14 protein-coding genes are annotated in these 22626 nt (G+C 46.9%); 12 read left to right on the top strand and 2 right to left on the bottom strand.

The genetic code is table 11. From position 1 onward, the window contains the following. Positions 1-172 precede the first annotated feature (172 nt). Genes B147_RS0101550 through B147_RS0101530 form a run of 5 tightly spaced genes read left to right on the top strand, consistent with a single transcriptional unit; the run spans position 173 to position 4523 of the window. The gene (locus tag B147_RS0101550) at positions 173-541 is read left to right on the top strand and encodes a DnaJ family domain-containing protein (protein ID WP_026259467.1); all 369 of its coding nucleotides are present in this window, start codon (positions 173-175) and stop codon (positions 539-541) included. Then, positions 538-1029, top strand: coding sequence for a hypothetical protein (locus B147_RS0101545; RefSeq protein WP_020585500.1), 492 nt, complete (start codon positions 538-540; stop codon positions 1027-1029). Before B147_RS0101550 ends, B147_RS0101545 begins: the two co-directional genes overlap by 4 nt. A gap of 55 nt (positions 1030-1084) precedes the next feature. Continuing rightward, positions 1085-2044, top strand: coding sequence for a D-alanine--D-alanine ligase family protein (locus B147_RS0101540; protein WP_020585499.1), 960 nt, complete (start codon positions 1085-1087; stop codon positions 2042-2044). Next, positions 2041-3804 carry a phosphoribosylamine--glycine ligase gene (purD, locus tag B147_RS0101535; RefSeq protein ID WP_020585498.1) on the top strand — a complete coding sequence of 588 codons (1764 nt, stop codon included), beginning with the start codon at positions 2041-2043 and terminating at the stop codon, positions 3802-3804. Before B147_RS0101540 ends, purD begins: the two co-directional genes overlap by 4 nt. Positions 3805-3857: 53 nt before the next feature. Next, positions 3858-4523 carry an L-threonylcarbamoyladenylate synthase gene (locus B147_RS0101530; RefSeq protein WP_020585497.1) on the top strand — a complete coding sequence of 222 codons (666 nt, stop codon included), beginning with the start codon at positions 3858-3860 and terminating at the stop codon, positions 4521-4523. Here the strand turns inward: B147_RS0101530 and B147_RS0101525 are convergent. Beyond that, on the bottom strand, positions 4503-5048 hold the full coding sequence (locus B147_RS0101525) for a rhomboid family intramembrane serine protease (protein ID WP_020585496.1): 546 nt from the start codon (positions 5046-5048) through the stop codon (positions 4503-4505). The two genes, B147_RS0101530 and B147_RS0101525, sit on opposite strands and share 21 nt — an antisense overlap. Before the next feature lie 320 nt (positions 5049-5368). On the opposite strand from B147_RS0101525, the gene B147_RS0101520 reads away from it, so the two are divergent. The 3 genes from B147_RS0101520 to B147_RS29900 all read left to right on the top strand — a co-directional run bounded on the left by B147_RS0101520 (position 5369) and on the right by B147_RS29900 (position 10985). Next, complete coding sequence (locus tag B147_RS0101520) at positions 5369-7297, top strand: hybrid sensor histidine kinase/response regulator (protein ID WP_020585495.1); 1929 nt, start codon at positions 5369-5371, stop codon at positions 7295-7297. 57 nt (positions 7298-7354) lie between these two features. Further along, positions 7355-8755, top strand: coding sequence for a sigma-54-dependent transcriptional regulator (locus B147_RS0101515; RefSeq protein ID WP_020585494.1), 1401 nt, complete (start codon positions 7355-7357; stop codon positions 8753-8755). Between the two features lie 277 nt (positions 8756-9032). Beyond that, positions 9033-10985 (top strand): methyl-accepting chemotaxis protein, encoded by a 1953-nt coding sequence (locus B147_RS29900; protein ID WP_020585493.1) that lies wholly within the window; start codon positions 9033-9035, stop codon positions 10983-10985. Positions 10986-11206: 221 nt separating this feature from the next. Here the strand turns inward: B147_RS29900 and B147_RS0101505 are convergent, their stop codons facing one another. Next, positions 11207-12373 carry an iron-containing alcohol dehydrogenase gene (locus B147_RS0101505; RefSeq protein WP_020585492.1) on the bottom strand — a complete coding sequence of 389 codons (1167 nt, stop codon included), beginning with the start codon at positions 12371-12373 and terminating at the stop codon, positions 11207-11209. Positions 12374-12656: 283 nt separating this feature from the next. On the opposite strand from B147_RS0101505, the gene B147_RS0101500 reads away from it, so the two are divergent. From B147_RS0101500 to B147_RS0101485, 4 genes are all read left to right on the top strand, one after another. Next, on the top strand, positions 12657-15578 hold the full coding sequence (locus B147_RS0101500; RefSeq protein WP_157237726.1) for an AfsR/SARP family transcriptional regulator: 2922 nt from the start codon (positions 12657-12659) through the stop codon (positions 15576-15578). A 282-nt stretch (positions 15579-15860) separates the two neighbouring features. Further along, the gene (locus tag B147_RS0101495; RefSeq protein ID WP_020585490.1) at positions 15861-16745 is read left to right on the top strand and encodes a hypothetical protein; all 885 of its coding nucleotides are present in this window, start codon (positions 15861-15863) and stop codon (positions 16743-16745) included. A gap of 543 nt (positions 16746-17288) precedes the next feature. Further along, a complete protein-coding gene (locus B147_RS29895) occupies positions 17289-21641 on the top strand; it encodes a PAS domain S-box protein (protein WP_020585489.1) in 4353 nt (1450 codons plus the stop codon). Then, positions 21638-22555 carry a diguanylate cyclase gene (locus tag B147_RS0101485; RefSeq protein WP_020585488.1) on the top strand — a complete coding sequence of 306 codons (918 nt, stop codon included), beginning with the start codon at positions 21638-21640 and terminating at the stop codon, positions 22553-22555. The genes B147_RS29895 and B147_RS0101485 overlap by 4 nt, the downstream gene beginning before the upstream one ends. Positions 22556-22626 lie beyond the last annotated feature (71 nt).

The following is a 22626-nucleotide window of genomic DNA, read 5'->3' as shown; positions in this document are numbered from 1 at the left end:
TAGTAATCAGCATAGTGGTGATACAGTATTGCCATTTAGGTGTCAAGAAAATAGCTTGCAAAACACGGCCCGGTTTAATAGAATTTATGTCCTTAATGCAGATCGGTATAAGGTCTGCTTACGCAGCAACCAATCCACCGGAGGCGTCCATAATTTATTGTGGTTCATCTTTATGATTCCTGGATTTGAAGCCATAGTTGAAGAGCGTATCAAAACCGCCCAAAAACAGGGTCGGTTTGACAATCTTGAAGGCAAGGGCAAACCATTATTGTTTGAGGAAAGCCATGTGCCCAATGATCTTCGCATGGCCCATAAGATTTTAAAAAATTCAGGGTTTCTGCCCCCCGAAGTTGAAATCAGAAAACAGATGGCCCATGTACGTGAAATCATGGACCAGGGGCGGACATCCGAGGATCAGGCAAAGCTGCACAAAAAACTAAATTACCTGATGGCCAAGCTTGATGCAGTCCGTTCAACCGGACCCGGCAGCGCCTTGGCCCGGGACCAGTACAGAACTTCATTATTGAGAAAAATAAAATGAATATACGCAAAAAAGACAAAGACGGATTATTTAGAAACATTTTTGTTGCCTATTTTATACTGCTGCTCCACGTATTTCTTCTAGCCGGCATCGGTCTTACCGCCCTGCTGTTCAGGGGCATTTATCACTATCTTCCATGGATCATGGCCGGCATCGCCATCCTGGTACTTTCCATTGTCTGGTTCATTTACGCCAGAATGAGAGCAACCTCATCTTCTCTAAGCGAAGTGCTGGGCACCCCACAATTCCAGGACAGGGCTGTTGAGATACGACTGCTTGGCGGGCTTGCTTCCTTTGAAATTAAGGCCAAAGAGCCGGCCTTGCTGCCGAACCACACCGGCCTTTCCCCCTACTCCGATGACCGGCTTATTGAAAGCGCAAGTGACAGAGCCGAACGTAGATTGCTGGAACTTAACGGGCTTTATGAAAAAGATCTGATCTCCAAAGAAGAGTTCGACAAAGCGCGTCAAAGCATCATCCAGGGCTGATCATACCTATCTGAATGTAAATAGCGGAACATCCACAAGACCAAAAGGGAGATGTATGAAAAAAATCAGGCTGGCCCTGTTATCAGGCGGGGTGTCCACAGAGCGGGAAGTATCTCTAAACAGTGGAAATCAGGTGTTTGAGGCCCTTGATAAAGAAAAATACGACATCAAACGATATGATCCCAAATTTGATCTGGCAAAACTTGTCACAGATGCACCGGATATTGATGCGGCCCTGATTATTCTGCATGGGCCCTTTGGGGAAGATGGTACGATTCAGGGGCTTCTGGATCTTTTAAACATCCCCTATCAGGGCGCAGGTGTTTTGGGATCTGCCGTTGCCATGAACAAACTGATCGCCAAAAGGCTTTACCGCCAGGCAGGCATTCCGACGCCTGACTATTTATCTATTTGTACCCACGCGCCGGTTCCTGATCCTGAAAAGTTAAAGTCGCTTGGACTTCCCATTGTGGTCAAACCGGTCTGCGCCGGTTCTTCGGTGGGCATGAGCATCGTATCTGATGAAAAAGACCTGTCACAAGCCATTGAAACAGGGTTTCAAAATGATGACACGTTGATCCTTGAACAATATATCAAGGGCACGGAACTGACCTGCGGCGTTTTGGGCAATCAGGAGCTTGAGGCCCTGCCTGTTATTGAAATAGTTCCCGGCGACGGCCATGAATATTTTGATTACCAGGCCAAGTACGTGGCTGGAGAAACCAATGAAATCTGCCCGGCCCGCATTGATGAACAGACCACACGGCAGGTACAAAAATTAGCTGTTGAAGCCCACAACGCTCTGTTTCTTAAAGGCTATTCCAGAACAGACATGCTGCTTTCGGACGGTGAACTGCATGTCCTTGAAACCAACACCATCCCAGGTATGACAGCCACCAGTCTCTACCCCCAGTCCGCAGCCAAGGCGGGCTATGGATTTGGCGTCCTCATGGACAAACTCATTGAACTTGCCATAGAAGAGAATAAAAGAACAAATTTAAGGAGAGCCCAATGAAAATTCTTGTAGTCGGCAGCGGCGGCCGGGAACATACCCTGGTCTGGAAAATTGCCAAAAGCCCACTTGCAGATAAAATATACTGTGCCCCGGGTAATGCAGGCACCGCAACCCTGGCTGAAAATGTGAATATCGGTGCTGAAGATATTGATGCCCTGGCAGCATTTGCCGAAGAAAACCAAATAGATTTGACTGTTGTGGGTCCCGAAGGACCTCTGGTGGCAGGCATTGCAGATGTTTTTCAAGAAAAAGGACTTGCCGTATTCGGTCCGTCCGGTGCTGCAGCCCAGCTTGAAGGGTCCAAGGTATTTTCCAAAAATCATATGCTCAAATACGGCATCCCCTGTGCGGAGGGCAAAGCCTTTACCGATCCTGAGCGGGCCAAGCTTTATGCAAAAGCCCTGGGAGCACCATGCGTGGTCAAGGCGGACGGACTTGCCGCCGGCAAGGGTGTCATTGTCTGCACCACCCTTGAAGAGGCAAACACCGCCATTGACGACATGCTGGAAGGCAACAAATTTGGCGATGCCGGAGCCGTGGTGGTGGTGGAGGAATGTCTTAAGGGCGAAGAAGCCTCCTTTATTGTCTTCACAGACGGTAACACCGTGCTTGCCCTGCCCGAATCCCAGGACCACAAACGGATATTTGATGATGATAAAGGTCCTAATACCGGCGGCATGGGCGCATATTCGCCCGCACCTGTTTTAGATTACCTGCTGCGCACCAAGGCCATGGAAGAGGTGATGATCCCGGCGGTGAAAGGCATGGCCAAGGAAGGCACACCCTTTAAAGGGGTGCTCTACGCCGGATTAATGGTGGACAAGGACAGCATTAAGGTGCTGGAATTCAACACCCGTCTTGGTGACCCTGAAACCCAACCCATTCTCATGCGCCTGAAAAATGATATAGTGCCTTTAATGGAGGCCTGCTGTAACGGCACCCTGCATAACCATAAAATCCAAATTGATCCAAGGGCTGCCATGTGTGTGGTCATTGCTGCAGGCGGATATCCGGGATCTTATGAAAAGGGGCATGAGATCACAGGACTGGATCAAGCCAATGGGGTCAAGGATACCGTAGTATTTCATGCCGGCACAGCGATGGACAACGGCAAAGTTGTGGCATCCGGCGGCCGGGTGCTTGGGGTGACATCCCTGGGTGATACGGTTGGAGACGCCATCAATACGGCCTATGACGCCTGTGCTAAAATTGATTTCAAGGACTGCTTCAAAAGAAAGGATATTGGTGCCAAGGCCTTGAAACGCATGGCCATCCCGCCCCAGGTGGGTGTAATCATGGGATCCGAATCGGATTTTTCGGTGATGCAAAAAGCGCTCATTATGCTCAAAAAATTTGACATCCCCTATTATGTCACTGTGGCATCAGCCCACAGAACCCCTGAAAAGGCGGTGCAACTGGCAACCCAGGCCCGGGAACAGGGGGTCAAGGTACTTATTTGCGGGGCGGGACATGCGGCACATCTGGCCGGTGTCATTGCCGCCCACACCACCCTGCCCGTTATAGGCGTCCCCATTGACTCCAGTGCCCTTCAAGGCATGGATGCACTTCTGGCAACAGTACAGATGCCCCCCGGCATTCCGGTTTCCACCATGGCCATCGGCAAATCCGGGGCCCAGAATGCCGGCATCACGGCAGCCCAAATCATCGGGGTATCTAATCCGGTCGTGGCGGAGAAACTGGCTGCATTTAAAAAGGAGATGGCAGACAAGGTGGAACAAAAAGCCGCATCTTTTGCCTGATGCCGTTGCCTTGCGATTTAAGCCTGATTCTATCCTGAATTAAAAAATCAAAAATGGTCCTAAATAAAATCATCCGGGTGGACAAAGACCACCCGGATCCCCACATCATAAAACAGGCCGCCGGTATACTTAACACCGGCGGCCTGGTAATTTTTCCGGCGGCCTGCCTCTACGGGGTGGCGGCCAACGCTTTGTCCGCCGATGCCGTTGAAAAAGTATTCCGGCTCAAACAGCGCCCCCGTCACAACCCTATTCTGGTCCTGATAAAAAACACGAACCAGCTTGACGGCCTTGTTACAACCATTCCGGATACGGCCAGGATACTCATGAACAAATTCTGGCCCGGCGGTCTGACCCTGGTCTTCGATGTGGCGGATTGTGTTAACTCCCAACTTACGGCAGGACGCCAAAAACTTGGCATCCGTTTACCCCGGCATCCTGTGGCCAAAGCGCTGGTCAACAGCGTTGATTTTCCCGTCACCGGCACCAGTGCCAATCTGTCCGGCCACGCAGGGTCCACCCGAGCAGATATGCTGGCTGATGAAATTGTTGAACAAGCCAACCTGGTTCTGGACGCAGGTCCGGTTCAAGGCGGTGCCGGTTCAACGGTTGTTGATGTAACCTGCACACCTCCCCAAATTCTTCGCCAAGGAGCGGTCCCTACCACAGACATTTATGCCTGCCTGAAAGAACGGGCGTTACCGATTTCGCCCTCTTAAAAATCCAAACCCTGCCCCAAAAAGGCCGCCTGCCAGATGGCCAAAGTGGGAAATATGATCATCATTGAAGGCTTGCGTCAATTCAGAGCCAATATAAATCACGGCCACCAGAATAAAGGACAAAGGAATTTCCCTGTTCCTGAAATTTGAAAAAGAGCTGAGTAAAATCATCATAAACACCAAACCGCTTCCCCCCACAAGGGAGGTATGAAAAATCATCGCACCGATCAATCCGGTTGCCGCAGCGGTTATCATCATCATTTCAAAAATCAGCCATGAACCGTATTTTTCTTCCAGAAGTGGTCCCAACAAAAGAATCATGATCAGATTGCCTTTGAAATGAACCCATCCGGCATGGGCCAGGACATATGTAAAAAGCCGAGCATAAAACACAGGATCTGAAAACGCCGGCTGTGAAGGTGATGCCAGGCTCATTCCCAGAAATTTTGAGACCGGCAGAGCAAGACAGATCAGTGCCAGAAGGACATAGGTCAGTACCACAGGTGAATTGTATCTGATTCTCATTTTCGCTCCCCTGAACGGTTTTATAGTACTCCGGTTTTGATTTTTACCAGTTTTGCCGAAAGTTAAAGGCGCTGTCTTTAAGAACACCGTAAATGAAAAATACTACCACTGATACATTCATAATGCACCCAAAACCTTTCCGAAGGTCAACCGATTCTGAAGCACACCGACATAGGTCGATTTTTTTTGCATTATCCATTTTCATCGGGTATTACTTTGAATAACCAATTTCAATCTCAGAAAATATAGAAATCCGTATTCTGGGATAACGCAACTTGCAAGAGTTGTTGTACCCAATAAATTTACACCGGCTTAACCCCATGAAACAAACCCTATCGGAATACAAAAGAAACGCCGGCACCTATCTGACACTTTTTAATTATGCAAGCGACGCTGCTTTTGTCCACGACATACAAGATTGGCGCATCAGAGAGGCGAATCACATCGCACTGGAGATGTTCGGCTATACAAAGGACGAAATGCTTAGGCAGGATACTCTGTCCCTTAGCGAAGGCAATCCTCCATACAGCAGGACCGAGGTTAAAGCAAGGATAGAAGAGGCGGCCGGAGGAGCCCCTCTTTTATTTGAATGGAGGTGCAGGAAAAAAAACGGCAGTCTTTTTTGGGGTGAAGTAACCCTGCGAAGAATTTCTTTTGAAGATGGAGACCTGATGCTTGTAATCATCAGGGATCTTACCGCTTCTAAGAAACAGGAAGAAACCCGGCGAGATCAAGAGATAAAATACAAAACAATCCTTCAAACTGCTGTGGACGGATATTTGCTGAGCGATATGGAGGGACGGATTCTGGAAGTTAACGAAGCCTACTGCCAGATGAGCGGATACGGGGAAAAGGAACTGCTTTTAATGAGCATTCCAGACCTGGACGGCCGTATGACCTCTGATGAGATCGCATCTAAAATCCTTCAGGTTAAAAAAATTGGATATGAACATATTGAGACAAGACATCGGCGAAAAGACGGCAGTTTATATAACGTGGAAATCAATGCAAAATACGTGTCAAGGGAAGGTGGGACTCTCGTTATGTTTATTCGTGATATTACTGAATTCAGAAAAGCGGAAAAAGAAAAAGCGGCACTTCATACCCAATTATACCTGGTCCGAAAACTGGAATCCATCGGGCGTCTGGCCGGTGGTGTGGCGCATGACTTGAATAATTTGCTATTGCCGATTCTTGGGTACAGTGAAATTTTGTTGGAAGATACAAAAGACAATGCCTCTTATCAGGCCAAATTAAAATCCATTATCAAGGCTGGGCACGGAGCCAGAAGTTTAATTAACCAACTGCTGGCGTTCAGCCGGAAACAGACACTGGAATTTCGATTGGTTGATGTGGATAGAATTCTTACAGATTTTAAAAAACTTCTCCGTCGTACCATCCGTGAAGATATTCGGCTCAATATCGTAAGGTCACCAGGGAGAAAGACCATCATGGCGGACCAAACCCAACTGGAACAGATTATAATGAACCTGTCGGTCAATGCGGCCGACGCCATGCCTGACGGAGGCGAATTCACCATTGAAACGGGTATCACCCGACTGGATGAGGCCTATGCGTCAAAATGCCCGGGAGTTCTGCCGGGCCAATATGTAGTGATGCGCTTTACAGATACCGGCCAGGGCATGGATAAAGAAACCTGCGATAAAATTTTTGAACCGTTTTATTCAACCAAAGGAGAGCAGGGAACCGGTCTGGGGCTTGCAACGGTCTATGGCGTTGTCAAACAGCATAAAGGTAATATCTGGGTTAACAGTGAAGTCGGCAAAGGCTCGGTGTTCAAAGTCTATTTGCCCTATGTTTCGGGAAAGCGGGTTGACTCCGTAATAAAAAAAGAGGCCGTTAATAAATGGAGGGGCAGCGAAACGATTCTTCTGGCAGAGGATAATGAGGAGGTGCGTAATTTTGTTGCAGACATTTTGAACCGAAGCGGCTATACGGTGTTTTGTGCTGAAAACGGCAACAAGGCACTTGAGATATGGGCCTGTTCAGACGAATCCTTTGATTTGCTTGTGACCGATGTCATCATGCCTGAGATGAATGGCAGAGAGCTGTTTGAATCACTCCACAGTCTGGATTCGAATATCAAAGTACTTTACATGTCCGGCTATCCGGACAGTGCAATTGAGCACCACTGTATTCTGGGTCATGATGTAAAATATATTCAAAAACCATTTGACTCAGATGATTTCTTATCAAAGATAAGGCAGGTATTGAACAACAAAACATAAATTCAACAAATTATTTGAATTTAAATAAAAAAATAGGGAAAGGACAAATTAAGGCCAATGTACAAGATATTGATCATTGACGACAACACAGACCTTTGCAATATGCTTTCAGACACTTTTTCCAAGAAGGAATTTGAGGTCAACGCCTACCAGACTCTTGCCCAGGGGCTTAATCATTTATTTTCAAATGAGGTTGATGTTATTTTTCTAGATGTAAAGCTCCCGGACGGAAATGGCCTGGAAGCCATTCAAGAGATAAACACCCATCCATCCAGGCCGGAGGTAATCGTTATCACCGGTTACGGTGATCAGGGTGGCGCAGACCTTGCCATTAAGTCAGGGGTCTGGGATTATCTCCCTAAAGGAGGATCTTATAAGGATTTTGAGCGTTCCCTTGACAATGCAATAGAATATCGTCACCAGAAAAAAAAAGCGAATCAGATCAAAAAGCTGGAGGTGCCTCATATCATTGGAGAGAATCAGCAGGTAAAAGAATGTCTGGAAAAAATTTTTAAAGCATCCCGAACAGATGTGCCCGTGCTCATCAGCGGAGAAACAGGAACCGGCAAGGAACTTTTCGCAAAAGCAATTCATCAGAACAGTCCAGGCAAAGAAAAAAATTTTATTATAGTGGATTGTGCGGCATTGCCTGAGAATCTGGCTGAAAGTATTCTGTTCGGCCATACAAAGGGCTCCTTTACCAGTGCAAATTCGGATAAACATGGTCTGATTCAGCTTGCGGATAAAGGGACATTGTTCCTGGATGAGGTCGGTGAGCTCTCCCTGCCCCTCCAAAAAAAATTTTTACGGGTGCTTCAGGAAAAACGGTTCCGTCCCATTGGCCTGAAAGAAGAGGTTTCATGCAATTTCAGACTGGTTTCTGCAACTCACCGGAACTTGAAAGATATGGTGAAGAACAAAGACTTCAGGGAAGATCTTTATTTTCGAATTAATGCCATAAAAATAGATATTCCTCCCCTGAAAAAAAGAAAATCGGATCTTCCTATTCTGGCAAGGCATTTCATCCAGCGGAACTGCAACCCGGAAACCGGATTGAAATATGAGGAAACCCCGGAGTTTATGAAGGCCCTGTTGGTTTATAATTGGCCTGGAAACGTCAGGGAACTGATCAGCGCAGTGAATTACGCCTGCGCAGACTGCTACGGAGGCGGCAAACTGTACGCCAGACATCTGCCCGATCACATCCGTCAGTTTAACATCAATATAAAGCTGAAGCAGAAAAAAGAACCGGCACTTTTATCCCTTTCCCAGGGCAGTATCCCTTTTCAGGAAATGAGTTTGAAAATGTTTCTGACAGCACAGAAAAAAAAATATATTACACAGTTGATGTCCTTTGTGGACGGAGATGTAAAAACCGCCTGTGAACTGTCCGGTCTTTCAAAGGGGCATCTGTATTCCCTGTTAAGACAGTATAAAAGCCTAAAACCCAATCAGTGATAAAAATCTCACTGTAAGATTTTTATCACTGATCCCTTCAATGCCTGTATCTGACCGGCAATCTACGATATCCCATCCATAATCCAACCTGTCCCGCGCAATATGGTCATCTTTTTCTCACAATTCTTATTTAAGATATATATATAATATATTGAAATAAAAGATAAAAATCACTTTCCCCCATTATGGCACAAATATTGTTAATGCAACATTTAAAAGGAATCTGTTTACCCTGTGGGAAATAGAGAAAAAATTAAAACAGGAGAATCAAAAAAACATGTCAAGATATATTAAACTTGGAACAAAAATCAGTATTGGATTCGGCATTGTCCTGGTATTGCTGATAGTAGCTGCAGCAGTAGGTTTTAACGGACTCTCAAGACTTATCAAGGATATGACCGATAACACTGCCAAAGAGAATCTGATTAGGACAATGTATGAATCCCGCCAGCAGGAAAAAAATTTCATTATCAGAGGTGACACGTCTTATATAGAGGCTGTCCTCACAAAATCGGATCTACTCAAAAAAGAAATCGAGGCAATCAAAACCCGTTCAACTGATCCCAAAACCCTCCGGCAGTTGGATGAGATGATTCAGATGGTCGACAAATACCGGCAGGCATTTAATACCTATGTAACCCTGGAAAACAGCGTTAAAGAGGCAGACGTGGCAATGGAAACATCTGCAAGGCAGGTGGAAGCAGCTGCCCAGGTCGTTCTTGATGCAGACCGTGCTGAGTTCAACCGTCTTATAGCCCAGGATGCAGACATCAAGCAGCTTACAAGTGTTATGAAGAGCGCCGAGAACGCCCAAGCTCTGATTCAATTGGTGCTGCAATGCCGTCGCCATGAAAAAAACTTCCTGGCCCGCAAAGAAGAATCCTATTTCATCAAGGTCAACAGCATAATTGATGAAATCGCTGACATGGGAAAGGGCAACAAATCAATCATACAAGCCGCAAATGAATACCGCCAGACCTTTTCCAAGGTTAAAACACTGAAAGAGTCACAAAACGAAATTAACGATACGATGTTAGCATGCGCACGTAAAGTCCAGGATATTGTCAAGATCTCCCAGGCTGACCAACAGCAGAAAACGGACCGGCAAACTGTCAGCTCTAAAAGGCTGATTATCGGGGTCTCGCTTCTGGCTGTGTTCCTGGGGATAGGAACAGCTTTGTTTATTAAGCAAAGTGTTCTTTCCCAACTTGGAAGTGACCCTGCAGATATCGCCGATATGACCAACAATATTGCAAACGGGAATCTGGCTCTTAAATTTGATCTGACAAAAAATAAAGGGGTGTATAAAGATATGAAGCATATGGCTGAAAATTTATCCCATATGCTGAGAGAAATCATAGAAGACGTACAAACACTGACAGCCTCTTCAACAGAATTATCTGCAATTTCGGAACAGATAACGACCAATTCGGAACAGACAGCAGAGCGCTCCAATAATGTTTCAGCTTCTGCCGAGGAGATGGCAACCAACATGAACTCTGTTGCAGCGGCCACAGAGCAGACCGCCGCAAGCATACAGATGATTGTTGCGGCCGCAGAAGAGATGTCGGCCACCATAAATGAAATTTCAGGCAACACGGCCAAAGGCAGCGAAACAACATCCAGGGCTGTGGACACGGCCAAACAGGTATCCTTAAAGGTAGATGCGCTTGGAAGAGCGGCATCCGAGATCAGCAAAGTAACAGAAACCATTGCCGATATATCCGAGCAGACCAACCTTCTTGCCCTGAATGCAACCATTGAGGCGGCAAGGGCCGGCGACGCAGGGAAGGGCTTTGCCGTTGTCGCAGGTGAAATCAAGGCCCTTGCCCAGCAGACAGCGGATGCAACAAAGGAAATCAGCGAAAAAATTGAAGGGGTCCAAACAACAACCAATGAGTCTGTCGCCGCCATTGAAATGATTGTGGGAATCATCAATGAGGTTAACGACATCGTTACAGCGGTTGCCGCTGCAATTGAAGAGCAGGCTGCCACGACCCAGGAAATAGCCAATAACGTAACCCAGGCGTCACAGGGGGTCCAGGAGGCCAATGAAAATGTAAATCAGACGTCTGCTGTGGCCGCTGAAGTGACAAAGGATATCACCCAGGTCAGCAATGCAACCGAAGAGATGAGCCAAGGCAGCAAACAGATCTATATCAGTGCCGGCGAATTATCCAAGATAGCTGAAAACCTGAACGTAATGGTAAAAAAGTTCCAACTGTCATAACAATGCCATAAAAAGCCACATGTGCCGTATTCTTCATTTATTTTTTTCGAACCCCTAATTAGTGCCTGAACGAAAACCCGTGATTGGACGAAAAGTTGCCCAGATGCAAGACGCATAAAAATTTGAAACCGGAGCAACCTCATGGTTGTGAGGATTTCATATTTTTATGCAACGCCGCAGGTGGGTGACTTTTCGTTTAATCACTAATTACCAAACAATCTCTAAAAACATTCTTCCAGAATGCTCAGGATCTCATCACGGGTCAATTTTTTATAACCACGCCCAACTATAACCGTAGATTCGGCGATTTTGGGAAGCATCTCTTTTGTGGCGCCCAGTTCTTTAAGGCTGGTTACGATGCCGCATTCATGCAAAAAATTCTCCATGGCATTGAGGCCTTCTTCTGCAATGGTTTCCTTGGTTTTTCCTTCAGTGGTAACACCCCAAATTTCTTTGGCAAACCGGACAAATTTATCCAGCCCGTTGGGGTAAATATGGCGGTAGTAGGGCAGTGAAATTGCCGCAAGCCCCATGCCGTGGGCACAGTCCGTATAGGCCCCGAGCTGATGTTCGATCATGTGAACCTGCCAGTCCTGCTTCTTTGAAAGTCCTGTGAGGGTATTCAAGGCAAGGGTGGCATTCCACATCAGGTTACTGCGAGACTCGTAATCTTCTGGATTTTTCAGGGCCGCACGCACATTATCAATGGATGATTTCAATAAACTTTCAATAATATAGTCAGTTGTGTTGTTGTCATTACCGCTGAAGTACTGCTCCATGAGATGGGACATGGTGTCAAACACCCCGCTGACCATCTGATACCGGGATACTGAAAAAGTGTATTCCGGGTTCAGGATAGAAAATTTAGGGTAGACTTCCGCAGAGAACACCCTGCCAGCCTTGATTTTCATCTCTTCATGGGTGATGACCGAGCCGCCGTTCATCTCCGATCCCGTGCCCACCATTGTCAGAATAGAGGCCACGGGAACGATCTTATTGGTCAGGCCTTTAGATCGCAACCAGTATTTTTCAAAGGGATCTTCCTCGCAGTATGCGGATACGGAAATGCCCTTGGCGCAGTCAATGACGGATCCGCCACCCACAGCCAAAATCAAATCAACGTTATTGTCCTTTACAAGCTTAACGCCTTCCATCAATTTGGCATAGGTGGGATTGGGCATGACACCGGACAATTCAACCACCTTTTTCCCGGCATCTTTCAAAATGGCGGTCACCTGATCGTAAAGGCCAATGGACTTGACAGCATTTTGGCCATAGGTCAAAAGAACGGTATCACCATAATTGGTCAGTTCTGCTTTAAGTTTGTCTATAGAATTTTTCCCGAAATAGATTTTTGTCGGATTGTAGAATGAAAAATTCAGTAACATATTAAACTCCATGCTTTATGGTTAAAATTTATTTTTCAGGGGAGGTGTTTCCTTGCTTTGCTCTTTCCCGTTCCCATTAAATTGAGTATTGTAAAATAATAAGCGGTAGCAGGATACCTGTAAATGTTGGTTGTTAATTGCTTAGTACAATAAGAGGGAAAAAGCAATGTCTGCATGCTCTGCCCAAATCAACAAAATCACCCCGCCCAGACTGCACCGATTGATTTATCGTAAACGCCTGTACCAATTATTGGACAAAAGCCGGAAAAGTTCGGCCGTATGGTTGTCAGGCCCCGGTGGATCAGGCAAAACTTCTTTAATTGCCGGCTACCTTGAAGACCATAAAATTCCTTCCCTCTGGTATCAAATTGACCCCCGTGATAATGATCCGGCAACTTTTTTCTACTACCTGCGCCTGGCTGCTTCACCTTTCATGAATTTTTCAAACCAATCGCTTCCTTTATTTGGGCCCGAATATCTATCGAACATAGAATCGTTTGGTCTCAATTTCTTCGAGAAGCTCTGCCCCCATCTTCCGCTTCCAATGTGGCTGGTTTTTGACAATTTCCAGGAACTTTCAGCCACTTCGCCGCTATTGATGATATTGAGCAAAGCCATTGAAGTGCTCCCTTCGAATGTTGTTACAGTAATCATCTCCCGTAATAACCCGCCGGTAGAGATGGCCAGGTTGAAGGCGAACAGAATATTATATCATATTGGTGCCGACAAGCTTATCTTTTCCTTGAACGAATGCCAAATGCTGTCTGAATTGCTTGATACCGAACTATCTTGCGATGAAGTGAATAAACTCCATGGGCTTACCGGTGGCTGGTGCGCCGGTTTAATCCTGTGGCTTATGCGTCTTAAACTCGTCCCGGAAACAAGGCAACTGGCAGAAACGACGATACCTGATTCTGTTTTCGACTATTTTGCCGGCGAAGTCCTTGCTCAAATCGATGACCAAACCCGTCGATTTCTGTTGCAAACGGCTTTGCTTCCCTGCATGACGGTGGAGTCAGTTGAACAGTTGACCCAAATGGCGGCAGGGAAGATCTTTGATGAACTCCATCGCCGCAATTTTTTTATAGAAAAACGGCAAACACCAACGCTTATCTATCAGTACCACCCTTTGTTTCATAATTTTCTAAAAAACCTTGTATACCGGGAATTGGAAACAAAAGAAGTCTATGATTTCCAGCGTCGTGGGGCTGCTATAATGGCCCGGAACGGACTAACGGAAGAGGCTGTAGCGCTTTACAACGAGGCCCTGGCCTATGAGTCCCTGAGTGGTTTGATTCTGGCCCAGGCACCACAACTGTTCGCCCAAGGGCGTTTTCTAACGCTTGCCGATTGGATCGCCTTTCTGCCTGAAGAAATAGTCTCTCAAAATCCATGGCTACTGTATTGGCAATCAATGACCGTCATGTTGAATTTGCCTCCACAAGGACAGGCGCTCTGTATCGCGTCCTTCGAAGGCTTTAAGAAAACCGGGGATCTCATGGGCCAGATCATAAGTTGGTCAAGCATCGTAGAGTCCTTTCTTATTATGCGGGGGATTTTCACAGACCTGGATCGCTGGATCACGGAAGGAGAGCGTCTTGGAGAGCTGCTTTCGCCGGAGCTTGATGGAAATACCACTGCTCGATTTATGGAAAGTATGTTAGTTGCCTTGATGCTGCGGAACCTTGCACACCCTAAATTCCCTATTTGGCAAGAGCGGTGTGAAGAGATTCTTTCCCGGATAGACAATCAGGAAGCGCTCGCCGGCTTAGGATTTAAACTTATCTGGTCATATCACTGGATGGGTCAAGTTCATAAGGCCAGGACCTTGATCAAACGTCTGCAGTCTACAAAGTCCTATGAGTCAGGGTCGCCTCTGGCACAATGCGGTCTTCGAATGGTAATGGCCTCGATGTACGGAGCAAAAGGCCAGGCAGAAAAATGTCGGCGTGAGATTGATGAAGTAGCGTCTTTGGCCAGGCAGAGTGGCATACATGTTTATGACTTTGTGATCTTCACCCAGGGGGTATACAACGCAATCCTGATCGGAGATCTGGACGAAGCCCGTTCATATTTACGTCGGGTTGAAAAAGTGCTCATGCCCCATGCGCTTTGGGACTTGGCTCATTATCACTTTCAGCTGGCAGCAATTGCGTTGTTGGCTAAAGACTGGGATGAGGCAGAGGTTCATATTAATACCAGTTGCACATTGGCCGAAAAGAGCGGAACCCCGTTTCCCCAGGCATTTTCAACCATTCAGCAAGCCCACTATTTACTGGAACGAGGAAGGCTGGCCCCGGCCCAAGAAGCGCTTGACCGCATCGAGGCGATGAATGTCCCCCAGCACAACGGATTTATCTATTTCCTGCGAGAGTTAGTTCTTGCCGATTGTGCATGGGTGCAACAACAAATAGCGGTAATGCAGACTCATCTGAGGGCTGCATTCTCTTTTGCAGCGAAAAACGGACTTCAGATGCCGGCAGGGCTATTACGTTCAAGACTGGCGTCGCTCTGTTTGGAGGCCCTGAAAGTGGACATCCATATCCCTATCGTAACACAATTGATCTCCTGTATGCGGTTACCTCCCCCCCAAGGTGCGCTCACAGATGAAAAATGGCCTTGGCCGCTGAAATGCCGCACGCTTGGATGTTTTGAGGTTCTTCGCAACAACCAACCAATAGAATTTACAACAAAAACACCCAGAAAGCCCCTGGAGCTTCTTAAACTCTTGATCTGCCGCAGCCACTATAAAAGCAGTCGTGAGACGATCGCCGATCAGTTATGGCCGGACGCGGACGGAGACCGGGCCATTCAGAACATCAACACCACCCTGCATCGTTTACGAAAGCTGTTGGGGGATGACCAGGCAATTTTGCTCGACCAGGGATATCTATCTTTGAACCCGGATATTTTCTGGGTGGATGCCTGGCAGTTCAAATCCATCGCTGAACAGGCCGAAAAAGAAACAGCTCAAGCAACCCGGACAGCACTGTTGTTTAAGGCTCTTGAAATCTACAATGGCCATTTTATTGATACCGATGATTACAATCCCTGGATCGTTGGTTATTCTGACCACCTTAGATCGTTATGGAGGAATACGGTCAATAGTTTTGAAAAACTGATGTGTGAAACCGGACAATTAAAAAAGGTTAAAAAAATACGCCATAAAATTTTGATGATAGACGAAACGTCGACGCCTCTTTAACCAATTCACGATCTTTATTTTAGATGTGCAGGCAAAGACTAAAGTGCTGCTCATGTATGATCAGCCCATACATAAAACCACTGCCGAAACGTATCAACACAGCCCGGCTGCTGAGAATCGCCTGAAATCGCCAAGGTACGGAACTCTCCAAATCCATCCCATAAAAACAAACTATCTGTAAGCGATTTGTAAGATCATTATGATTATTCTGACTTAAGCTTAGGCATGTAATTCTTGTGCCTGCACATTTCAAAATAACCAAATATTAATAGGAGAATGTCAATGGCGACAAACAAAGCACTGATAGTCCTACAAGAGAACTCGGGGAAGATTGATTTACCAGAGGACATTGATCCGTCCTTAGCTTCTGCAATCACTGCAATTATTGATCAAATTGCCGAAACATTCGAAGACATTAAGACGTCACTTCAGTCAATGGGGAAATACGATGTAGTACATCTGCTTACTGATACAAACTGCACTCGCACGAAACTCTTAAATGCGTTAGTTACTGAAACGATAAAAGGTCGTACGATTGATTTAATCGTCCTTGGGCACGGGAATGTGGATACGCTGTGTCTACATGGTTCCGAAATTCTAACCGGCGGAGATTCGGGTAACATTCGTACACTTCTTTCTGATGCGATGGAGATATTGAACACTAAGAGTTCAGAAGAAATTACTTTGAAGGAAAAACGTATAGGGAAACTTGTTATAGGATCACCTCTTGTGATACCTGCTAGGCAAAGAGAATACAAAAAAATCAATCTTCGAATGGTTTATATGTGCAATTGTTATGGATCAACCCTTAATGAAGATTGGATTGCTATTGGCGCAGAAGTTTCTGTCAGCTCAAGGCAAAACGATTACATGCCTGAGCCCATGACTACTTTTTTTATTCACAATTGGCTTGCGGGACAAACAGCTGAGGACGCTGCAAAGAATGCATATGAGGCAACCATACCTTTCTACCTGGCGGTCTATCCGCCGACGTCACGAATAACCTATTCTACTCAAACCTTTCAGTATCCCTGTCCTACGTGGGATAACCTCCTTAAGATGTGTACCGGGAGTGTTAAAGTTCCTACCGGTGTAGAGTTTATTCCACATAATCATGTGAAGCAGTCTGAACTTATCGTTAGTGGCAACAAAGAATGCCATTATTGATTTTTTAGGCGAAAGCTTAACGCATAAGGTTAGATTGGGGCTTAATCCGTTCTCACCAGACTAACCTTATGCGAATCATTAAAATTATTCGGTCGAACTATAAACCAACAAGTTGCATTTAAGGTACCGGCTTTCGGGTCGGAATCCCACAGCAAAGGGACGGTTTTGTCCGTATAGTTTCATCCCTGCCTGACTGAAGTCATCGAACAATGTAAAGCTTCCGGACTTTTTCTGGAAGAGGAGAACGGTGAAATATTAGGAACGAATCGAAATATTCCAGAATTAGATCTCTTTTTCGTCTGCGTAGTTTCCAATTATTGGCGGGTTGCATGTTCATCAGCGAAGCTCGCTTCGAAATACCGAAATTTGAAGATCAATCAGTGAAGCTTGCTTCGTCGTGATGAAGTAACTTGCCTGGAATTCCATAAAGCGGGGCGTTTGCCAAGGATGCTGTTTTTGTATTTAGTGGTAATCCTGTTCATTTTTCCCTATTTGGGGTACATATGTAGTATCTCAAATATAGTTTTTTATCAGGGACTCTATATGACCCGCGGCATCGAATTATTCTTGACGTTATTCAACAACCTGGCGATCTTCATAGCCTTGGTTACCTTTTACAACTATCTGGTGCGGAAATGTTACAAACTATTCTGGATACACCGTCAATTATTGACAGGCGTCTCGTTCGGTTTGTTCGCCATCGGCTGCATGTATTCCCGGGTTCCTATATTAGAAGGCGTAGTCGTTGATCAGAGAAATACCATCATTATCCTGAGCGGCGCTTTTGGGGGACCGGTATCAGCAATCATCAGTGCCGTTATAACCGGAGCGTTTCGACTGTATCTTGGCGGAACCGGAGTTTTAGGAGGCGTTGTCAATGCCACGCTGTCTGCAATAGTGGGCACAATTCTATACAGATCTAAAAAAAATTTCGAATCCATAAGAAAAACTGCCGGAAGTTCCTTATTTGCAACTTTGGCGCTATTCACGGGGTTCCTTTTTGTTAAAGACCTTCAAACCGGTTGGGAATTATTAAAGGCCGTAGCATTGCCGTTCGGCACAGCAACTTACTTGGGGGTGTTCCTGATCGGCCTTATGTTAAAAAAACAGGAACAAAGCTTTTTCATTGAACAATCTTTTAGAAAGAACCAGGAGCGACTGGAACTGGCCTTGGCTGGTGCAAACGACGGCTATTGGGATTGGGATCTGAAAACCGGCGCCGTGTACTACTCCCCGCGTTACAAGGAGATCCTGGGATACACGGATGCGGAATTTCCGGATGTCCGGGAATCCTGGATAGAAAACGTGTATCCGAAAGACCTGGAACCGGCTAAGGCTATGTTAAAAAAGCTCATTGACGGTGAAACGGAGCATGAAGAACATGAATTTCGTATGCGTCATAGAGACGGCTCGTTGCGTTGGATCCTATCCAGGGGAACCGGCGTGAAAGACGATGCCGGTATAATCTTCAGGTTGGCAGGAACGCAAACCGATATCACGGAACGTAAACGGCATGAAAAAGAATTTAAGGAAAGCGAGCTGCGATTTCACACCATTATTGATGCTTCGCCCGTGCCTTTTATTCTGGAAGACGATTCGGGCAAGTTCATCTACATGAATCCCGCCTTCACTGACACCTTCGGCTATACCCTGGATGACATTCCCCGTTTAGACGACTGGTGGCCTACGGTATATCCAGACCCAGCCTACAGGGAAGAAGTTAAGAGCAACGCGTTAAAGCAGCTTGAAAAGGCTGAACAGGACCAGTCACCCCTACCCCCGATGGAGGTTCGTATCTGCTGCAAAGATGGATCGTTCCGTACGGTTTCCGCATCCTTGGCGACATTGGGCGGGACGGCAGGAAAAATGCGCCTGGGCATTCTCTTTGATGTGACGTTAATCAGGCACATTTCCGAACGGTTGCAGACGATTCTCGCCTATACCAGTGACGGCATGCACGTCCTGGACGAACAGGGATACATCGTCGAATTCAGTAAATCCTTCTCACACATGCTCGGCTACACTGCCGAAGAGACGGCTCAACTGAACATAAGCGACTGGGATATGTACGCTCCCCTTGAGCAGCTCCCCTCTTGGATCCAAACGAGTATGAATAACCCGACAACCATTGAGACCCGGCACCGCCGCAAGAACGGAGAAATGCTGGACGTTGAGATCAACGCAAGGGGGATTATTCTAGACGGACAGCCGTTGCTGTATGCTTCCAGCCGCGACATCACGGCACGTAAGCGGGCCGAAAATCAACTTAAACAGTCGATGCTGGAGCAAAGCGCCATCCTGGAAAACGCTAACGTCGGCATCATCCAGGTTAAAGACCGTATTCAAGTGAAGTGCAATAAAAAGATGGCCGAAATATTCGGCTATGAATTGGAGGAGTTGGTTAATAAAAGCACACGCATGTTTTATTACTCCCAGAAACAATACGAAGAAATCATCCGGAAACTCGATCCGATTATCTTTGACGGCGGAGTCTACACGACGGAAAATCAGCTCACCCGCAAAGACGGATCGCCTGTATGGGTAAAAATTTCCGGTACGGCCATTGATGTCAATGCCCCGGAATCCGGAAGCATCTGGGTCTTTGAGGATATCAGCGAAGCCAAGGCCAGGGAACGGGAACTACATGCAGCCAAGGCCGAAGCGGAACAGGCAAGCAAATTAAAATCCGAATTCCTGGCCAACATGAGCCATGAAATCCGCACTCCCATGAACGGCGTCATCGGCATGACCGATTTGCTTATACAGACGCCGCTTTCAACGGAACAACTGCATTACGCCAATGCAATTCGCTCCAGTGGGAAACTGCTTCTCGGATTGATCAACGACATTCTTGACTTTTCCAAAATTGAAGCAGGCAAATTGAAGATGGAGACCATTGACTTTGATCTTTTCACCCTATTGGATGATTTTTTGGACGGCATGGCCGTTAGGGCCCATGAAAAAAATCTGGAATTACTTTGCGCCATAGCCCAAGGGACGCCAACCGCCCTGAGAGGGGACCCGGGACGGTTACGCCAGATACTTAACAATTTGACCGGCAATGCCGTCAAATTTACTGAAACAGGCGAGATCCTGATCAATGTATCCGTGATCAAAGACAACGAAAAGGAGTGCTTGATCCGTTTTGTTGTCAGCGACACCGGCATCGGCATCCCCGAGGAGAAACTTGCGCTGCTTTTTGATAAATTCAGCCAGGTCGATGCATCCACCACACGCAGATACGCTGGAACAGGACTGGGCCTGGCGATCTCCAAACAACTGGTTGAACTCATGGGGGGTGAAATCGGCGTTTCCAGCCGCGAGGGGCACGGTTCCGAGTTCTGGTTCAGTGTAAGGTTTGAGAAACGTAGCGTCGCCGAGTCCAAGCAACAGCTTGTACCGGTGGACCTGCACGGTATCCGCATTCTGGTTGTTGATGATAATGCAACCAATCGTGAAATTATCTCCACCCAACTTACGGCCTGGGGCATGCGCCCTGAGCAATCGCCCAATGGCCCCCAGGCTCTGATCGAACTGAAAAACGCTTCTAATGCGAAAGATCCCTACAAGCTTGCTATTATCGACATGCAGATGCCTGAAATGGATGGGGAGACACTTGGGCGAGCGATCAAAAACGATCCAAAGCTTGGGCCAATACACATAATTATGCTCACGTCCATGGGCAGACGCGGCGACGCCAGGCGATTAGAAGAGGCCGGCTTCGATGCCTATGCCAACAAACCCATCCGCCACAGGGATCTTCTTCCTATTTTAATCAAGGTGATATCCGGAGGGCCAGCCACCAAACCCCAAGGTTTGGTAACTCGCCACTCAGCCCGTGAAAAGCGGCATCTTTTTAACCCGAACGTACGTGTACTAGTTGTCGAAGATAACAGTATTAACCGGCAAGTGGCCGTGGGTTCATTAACGAAGCTGGGCCTGCATGCAGATGCGGTAACTAACGGTATTGAAGCGATCAAGGCCCTTACGAGCACCCCATATCACCTTGTATTCATGGACATTCAGATGCCAGGCATGGACGGATACCAGGCAACCGGCCGTATTCGTGATCCTGAAACAGGCGTTCTTAACAATAATGTTCCTATCATCGCCATGACTGCCCATGCCATGCAGGGCGACAGGGAAAAATGCCTGTCAAGCGGAATGAACGATTACGTATCCAAACCCATTGATCAAGAAGCGTTGCGCGATGTGTTGAAACGGTGGCTGCCCGCTTTTACGGCCCCCTCGCCTGCTGCTCAGATAAAGACATCAATGACGGAAAATGATATCCCGGAACTTCCTGGAATTGCCGTTCAGGAGGCACTCAAAGCCCTGGACCTGGATTTTAGCTCATACAAAGCATACTTACTGGCCTTTAGGGAAGACGCTGAAAACGCGCTTGGCGCACTCCGGAATCGTGCCGGGGATAACATACTGGCCGACGTCTCAGGTCTGGCCCATAAGCTTGCAGGAGCAGCGGGCAATTTGCGTGCGTTTAAGGTAAAAGATGCAGCAGCGACTCTGGAACAGGCAGCCCAACAAGGCGAAACTCCGGCAACCCTGGTCAATGAACTTAAAAAGGCGCTTCAGATGTTTATAGACGCTGTCAATCCCTTTGGGGAAACTGAGCCCATAGATGAAACCGGGAATATTGACTTGGATGCCGCCTATCAGTATATTGATAAAATCAAAGCGCTTATCACCAGCAGCGATGTTGTAGAGGAGGATCTTATTCTCGGCCTGGAGCGTGCCCTTGGTGGAGGCGTTGACCCAAATGCGCTGACCAGGCTTAAGAACAGCCTGAAGGACTTTGATTATCAAGGGGCAAGTGAAGCCGTCAGAATAATCTATGCATGGATGGATAATCAATCCTCCAAGGAAAAAGGTGTATGAACCAATTGATGAAAGCCGGATCAATCCTCATTGTGGATGATTCACCGGTTAATATCCGAATGCTGGTCAGTGCTTTGAAAAGCACCTATCGGGTCCGGGTGGCAAATGGCGGTCTTAAAGCATTGGCGATTGCCGAATCCGACGATCCGCCCGACATCATACTCCTTGATGTCAGAATGCCTGAAGTTGACGGCTATGAAGTCTGCCGCCGCTTAAAGCGGAATCCCGGGACCATGCAAATCCCCATCATCTTTGTTACAACCCGGGGGAGCAGTGAAGATGAGGCCTTCGGACTTAATCTGGGCGCTGTGGATTATATTTCAAAACCCTTCAGCATACCTGTTGTCAAAGCCCGGGTACGTGCGCATCTGCAGTTGAAACGACGTACGGACAAATTAGAATCCCTGGCAATGATAGACGGCCTGACAGGCATAGCAAATCGACGGAGCTTTGATCAGACCATAGAACAGGAATGGCGCAGAGCCCAGCGTACTAATACCCATCTGAGCCTGATCATGATCGATATTGATGAATTCAAGGCGTACAATGACAATTACGGCCATGGTGCGGGAGATGAGTGCCTGCGATTGGTTGCCGGTGCCATTGAGTCCTTGATGCGCCGCCCTGGTGATTTCGTTGGACGTTACGGTGGAGAAGAGTTCGTTGTTCTCCTCCCGGAATGCGATCTGGAAGGGGCATTGGAAATGGCGGAAAAAATTCGATTAAAAATCAAAGACCTGAAGATCCCTCATATCTTTTCTAAAGTAACTGATCACATCACCGTCAGCTTAGGATGCAAGTCCATGCAGTATGAATCGGGAACGGCATGCACCCAATTGCTCCAAAAGGCTGATCAGGCACTGTACCTGGCAAAAGAACAAGGCCGGGACAGGGTTGTTGCTTCAAATTTGTAAAAATTCACAGGAAATATGGTTTTGTTTTTAATTACAGCAGTCTTGGTCATAGGTTCTATTTACGTTTTTTT

It is taken from the genome of Desulfobacter curvatus DSM 3379 (genome assembly GCF_000373985.1).
Classification (GTDB): domain Bacteria; phylum Desulfobacterota; class Desulfobacteria; order Desulfobacterales; family Desulfobacteraceae; genus Desulfobacter; species Desulfobacter curvatus.
The sequence above is the reverse complement of the archived record's forward strand: the minus strand, read 5'-3'. Positions and strand labels throughout refer to the sequence as shown.

Excerpts from the sequence above, each read along its gene's own strand:
- B147_RS0101550 (WP_026259467.1), top strand. The coding sequence starts at position 173 with ATGATTCCTGGATTTGAAGCCATAGTTGAAGAGCGTATCAAAACCGCC.
- B147_RS0101545 (WP_020585500.1), top strand. The coding sequence starts at position 538 with ATGAATATACGCAAAAAAGACAAAGACGGATTATTTAGAAACATTTTT.
- B147_RS0101540 (WP_020585499.1), top strand. The coding sequence starts at position 1,085 with ATGAAAAAAATCAGGCTGGCCCTGTTATCAGGCGGGGTGTCCACAGAG.
- purD (WP_020585498.1), top strand. The coding sequence starts at position 2,041 with ATGAAAATTCTTGTAGTCGGCAGCGGCGGCCGGGAACATACCCTGGTC.
- B147_RS0101530 (WP_020585497.1), top strand. The coding sequence starts at position 3,858 with ATGGTCCTAAATAAAATCATCCGGGTGGACAAAGACCACCCGGATCCC.
- B147_RS0101525 (WP_020585496.1), bottom strand. The coding sequence starts at position 5,048 with ATGAGAATCAGATACAATTCACCTGTGGTACTGACCTATGTCCTTCTG.
- B147_RS0101520 (WP_020585495.1), top strand. The coding sequence starts at position 5,369 with ATGAAACAAACCCTATCGGAATACAAAAGAAACGCCGGCACCTATCTG.
- B147_RS0101515 (WP_020585494.1), top strand. The coding sequence starts at position 7,355 with ATGTACAAGATATTGATCATTGACGACAACACAGACCTTTGCAATATG.
- B147_RS29900 (WP_020585493.1), top strand. The coding sequence starts at position 9,033 with ATGTCAAGATATATTAAACTTGGAACAAAAATCAGTATTGGATTCGGC.
- B147_RS0101505 (WP_020585492.1), bottom strand. The coding sequence starts at position 12,373 with ATGTTACTGAATTTTTCATTCTACAATCCGACAAAAATCTATTTCGGG.
- B147_RS0101495 (WP_020585490.1), top strand. The coding sequence starts at position 15,861 with ATGGCGACAAACAAAGCACTGATAGTCCTACAAGAGAACTCGGGGAAG.
- B147_RS29895 (WP_020585489.1), top strand. The coding sequence starts at position 17,289 with ATGACCCGCGGCATCGAATTATTCTTGACGTTATTCAACAACCTGGCG.
- B147_RS0101485 (WP_020585488.1), top strand. The coding sequence starts at position 21,638 with ATGAACCAATTGATGAAAGCCGGATCAATCCTCATTGTGGATGATTCA.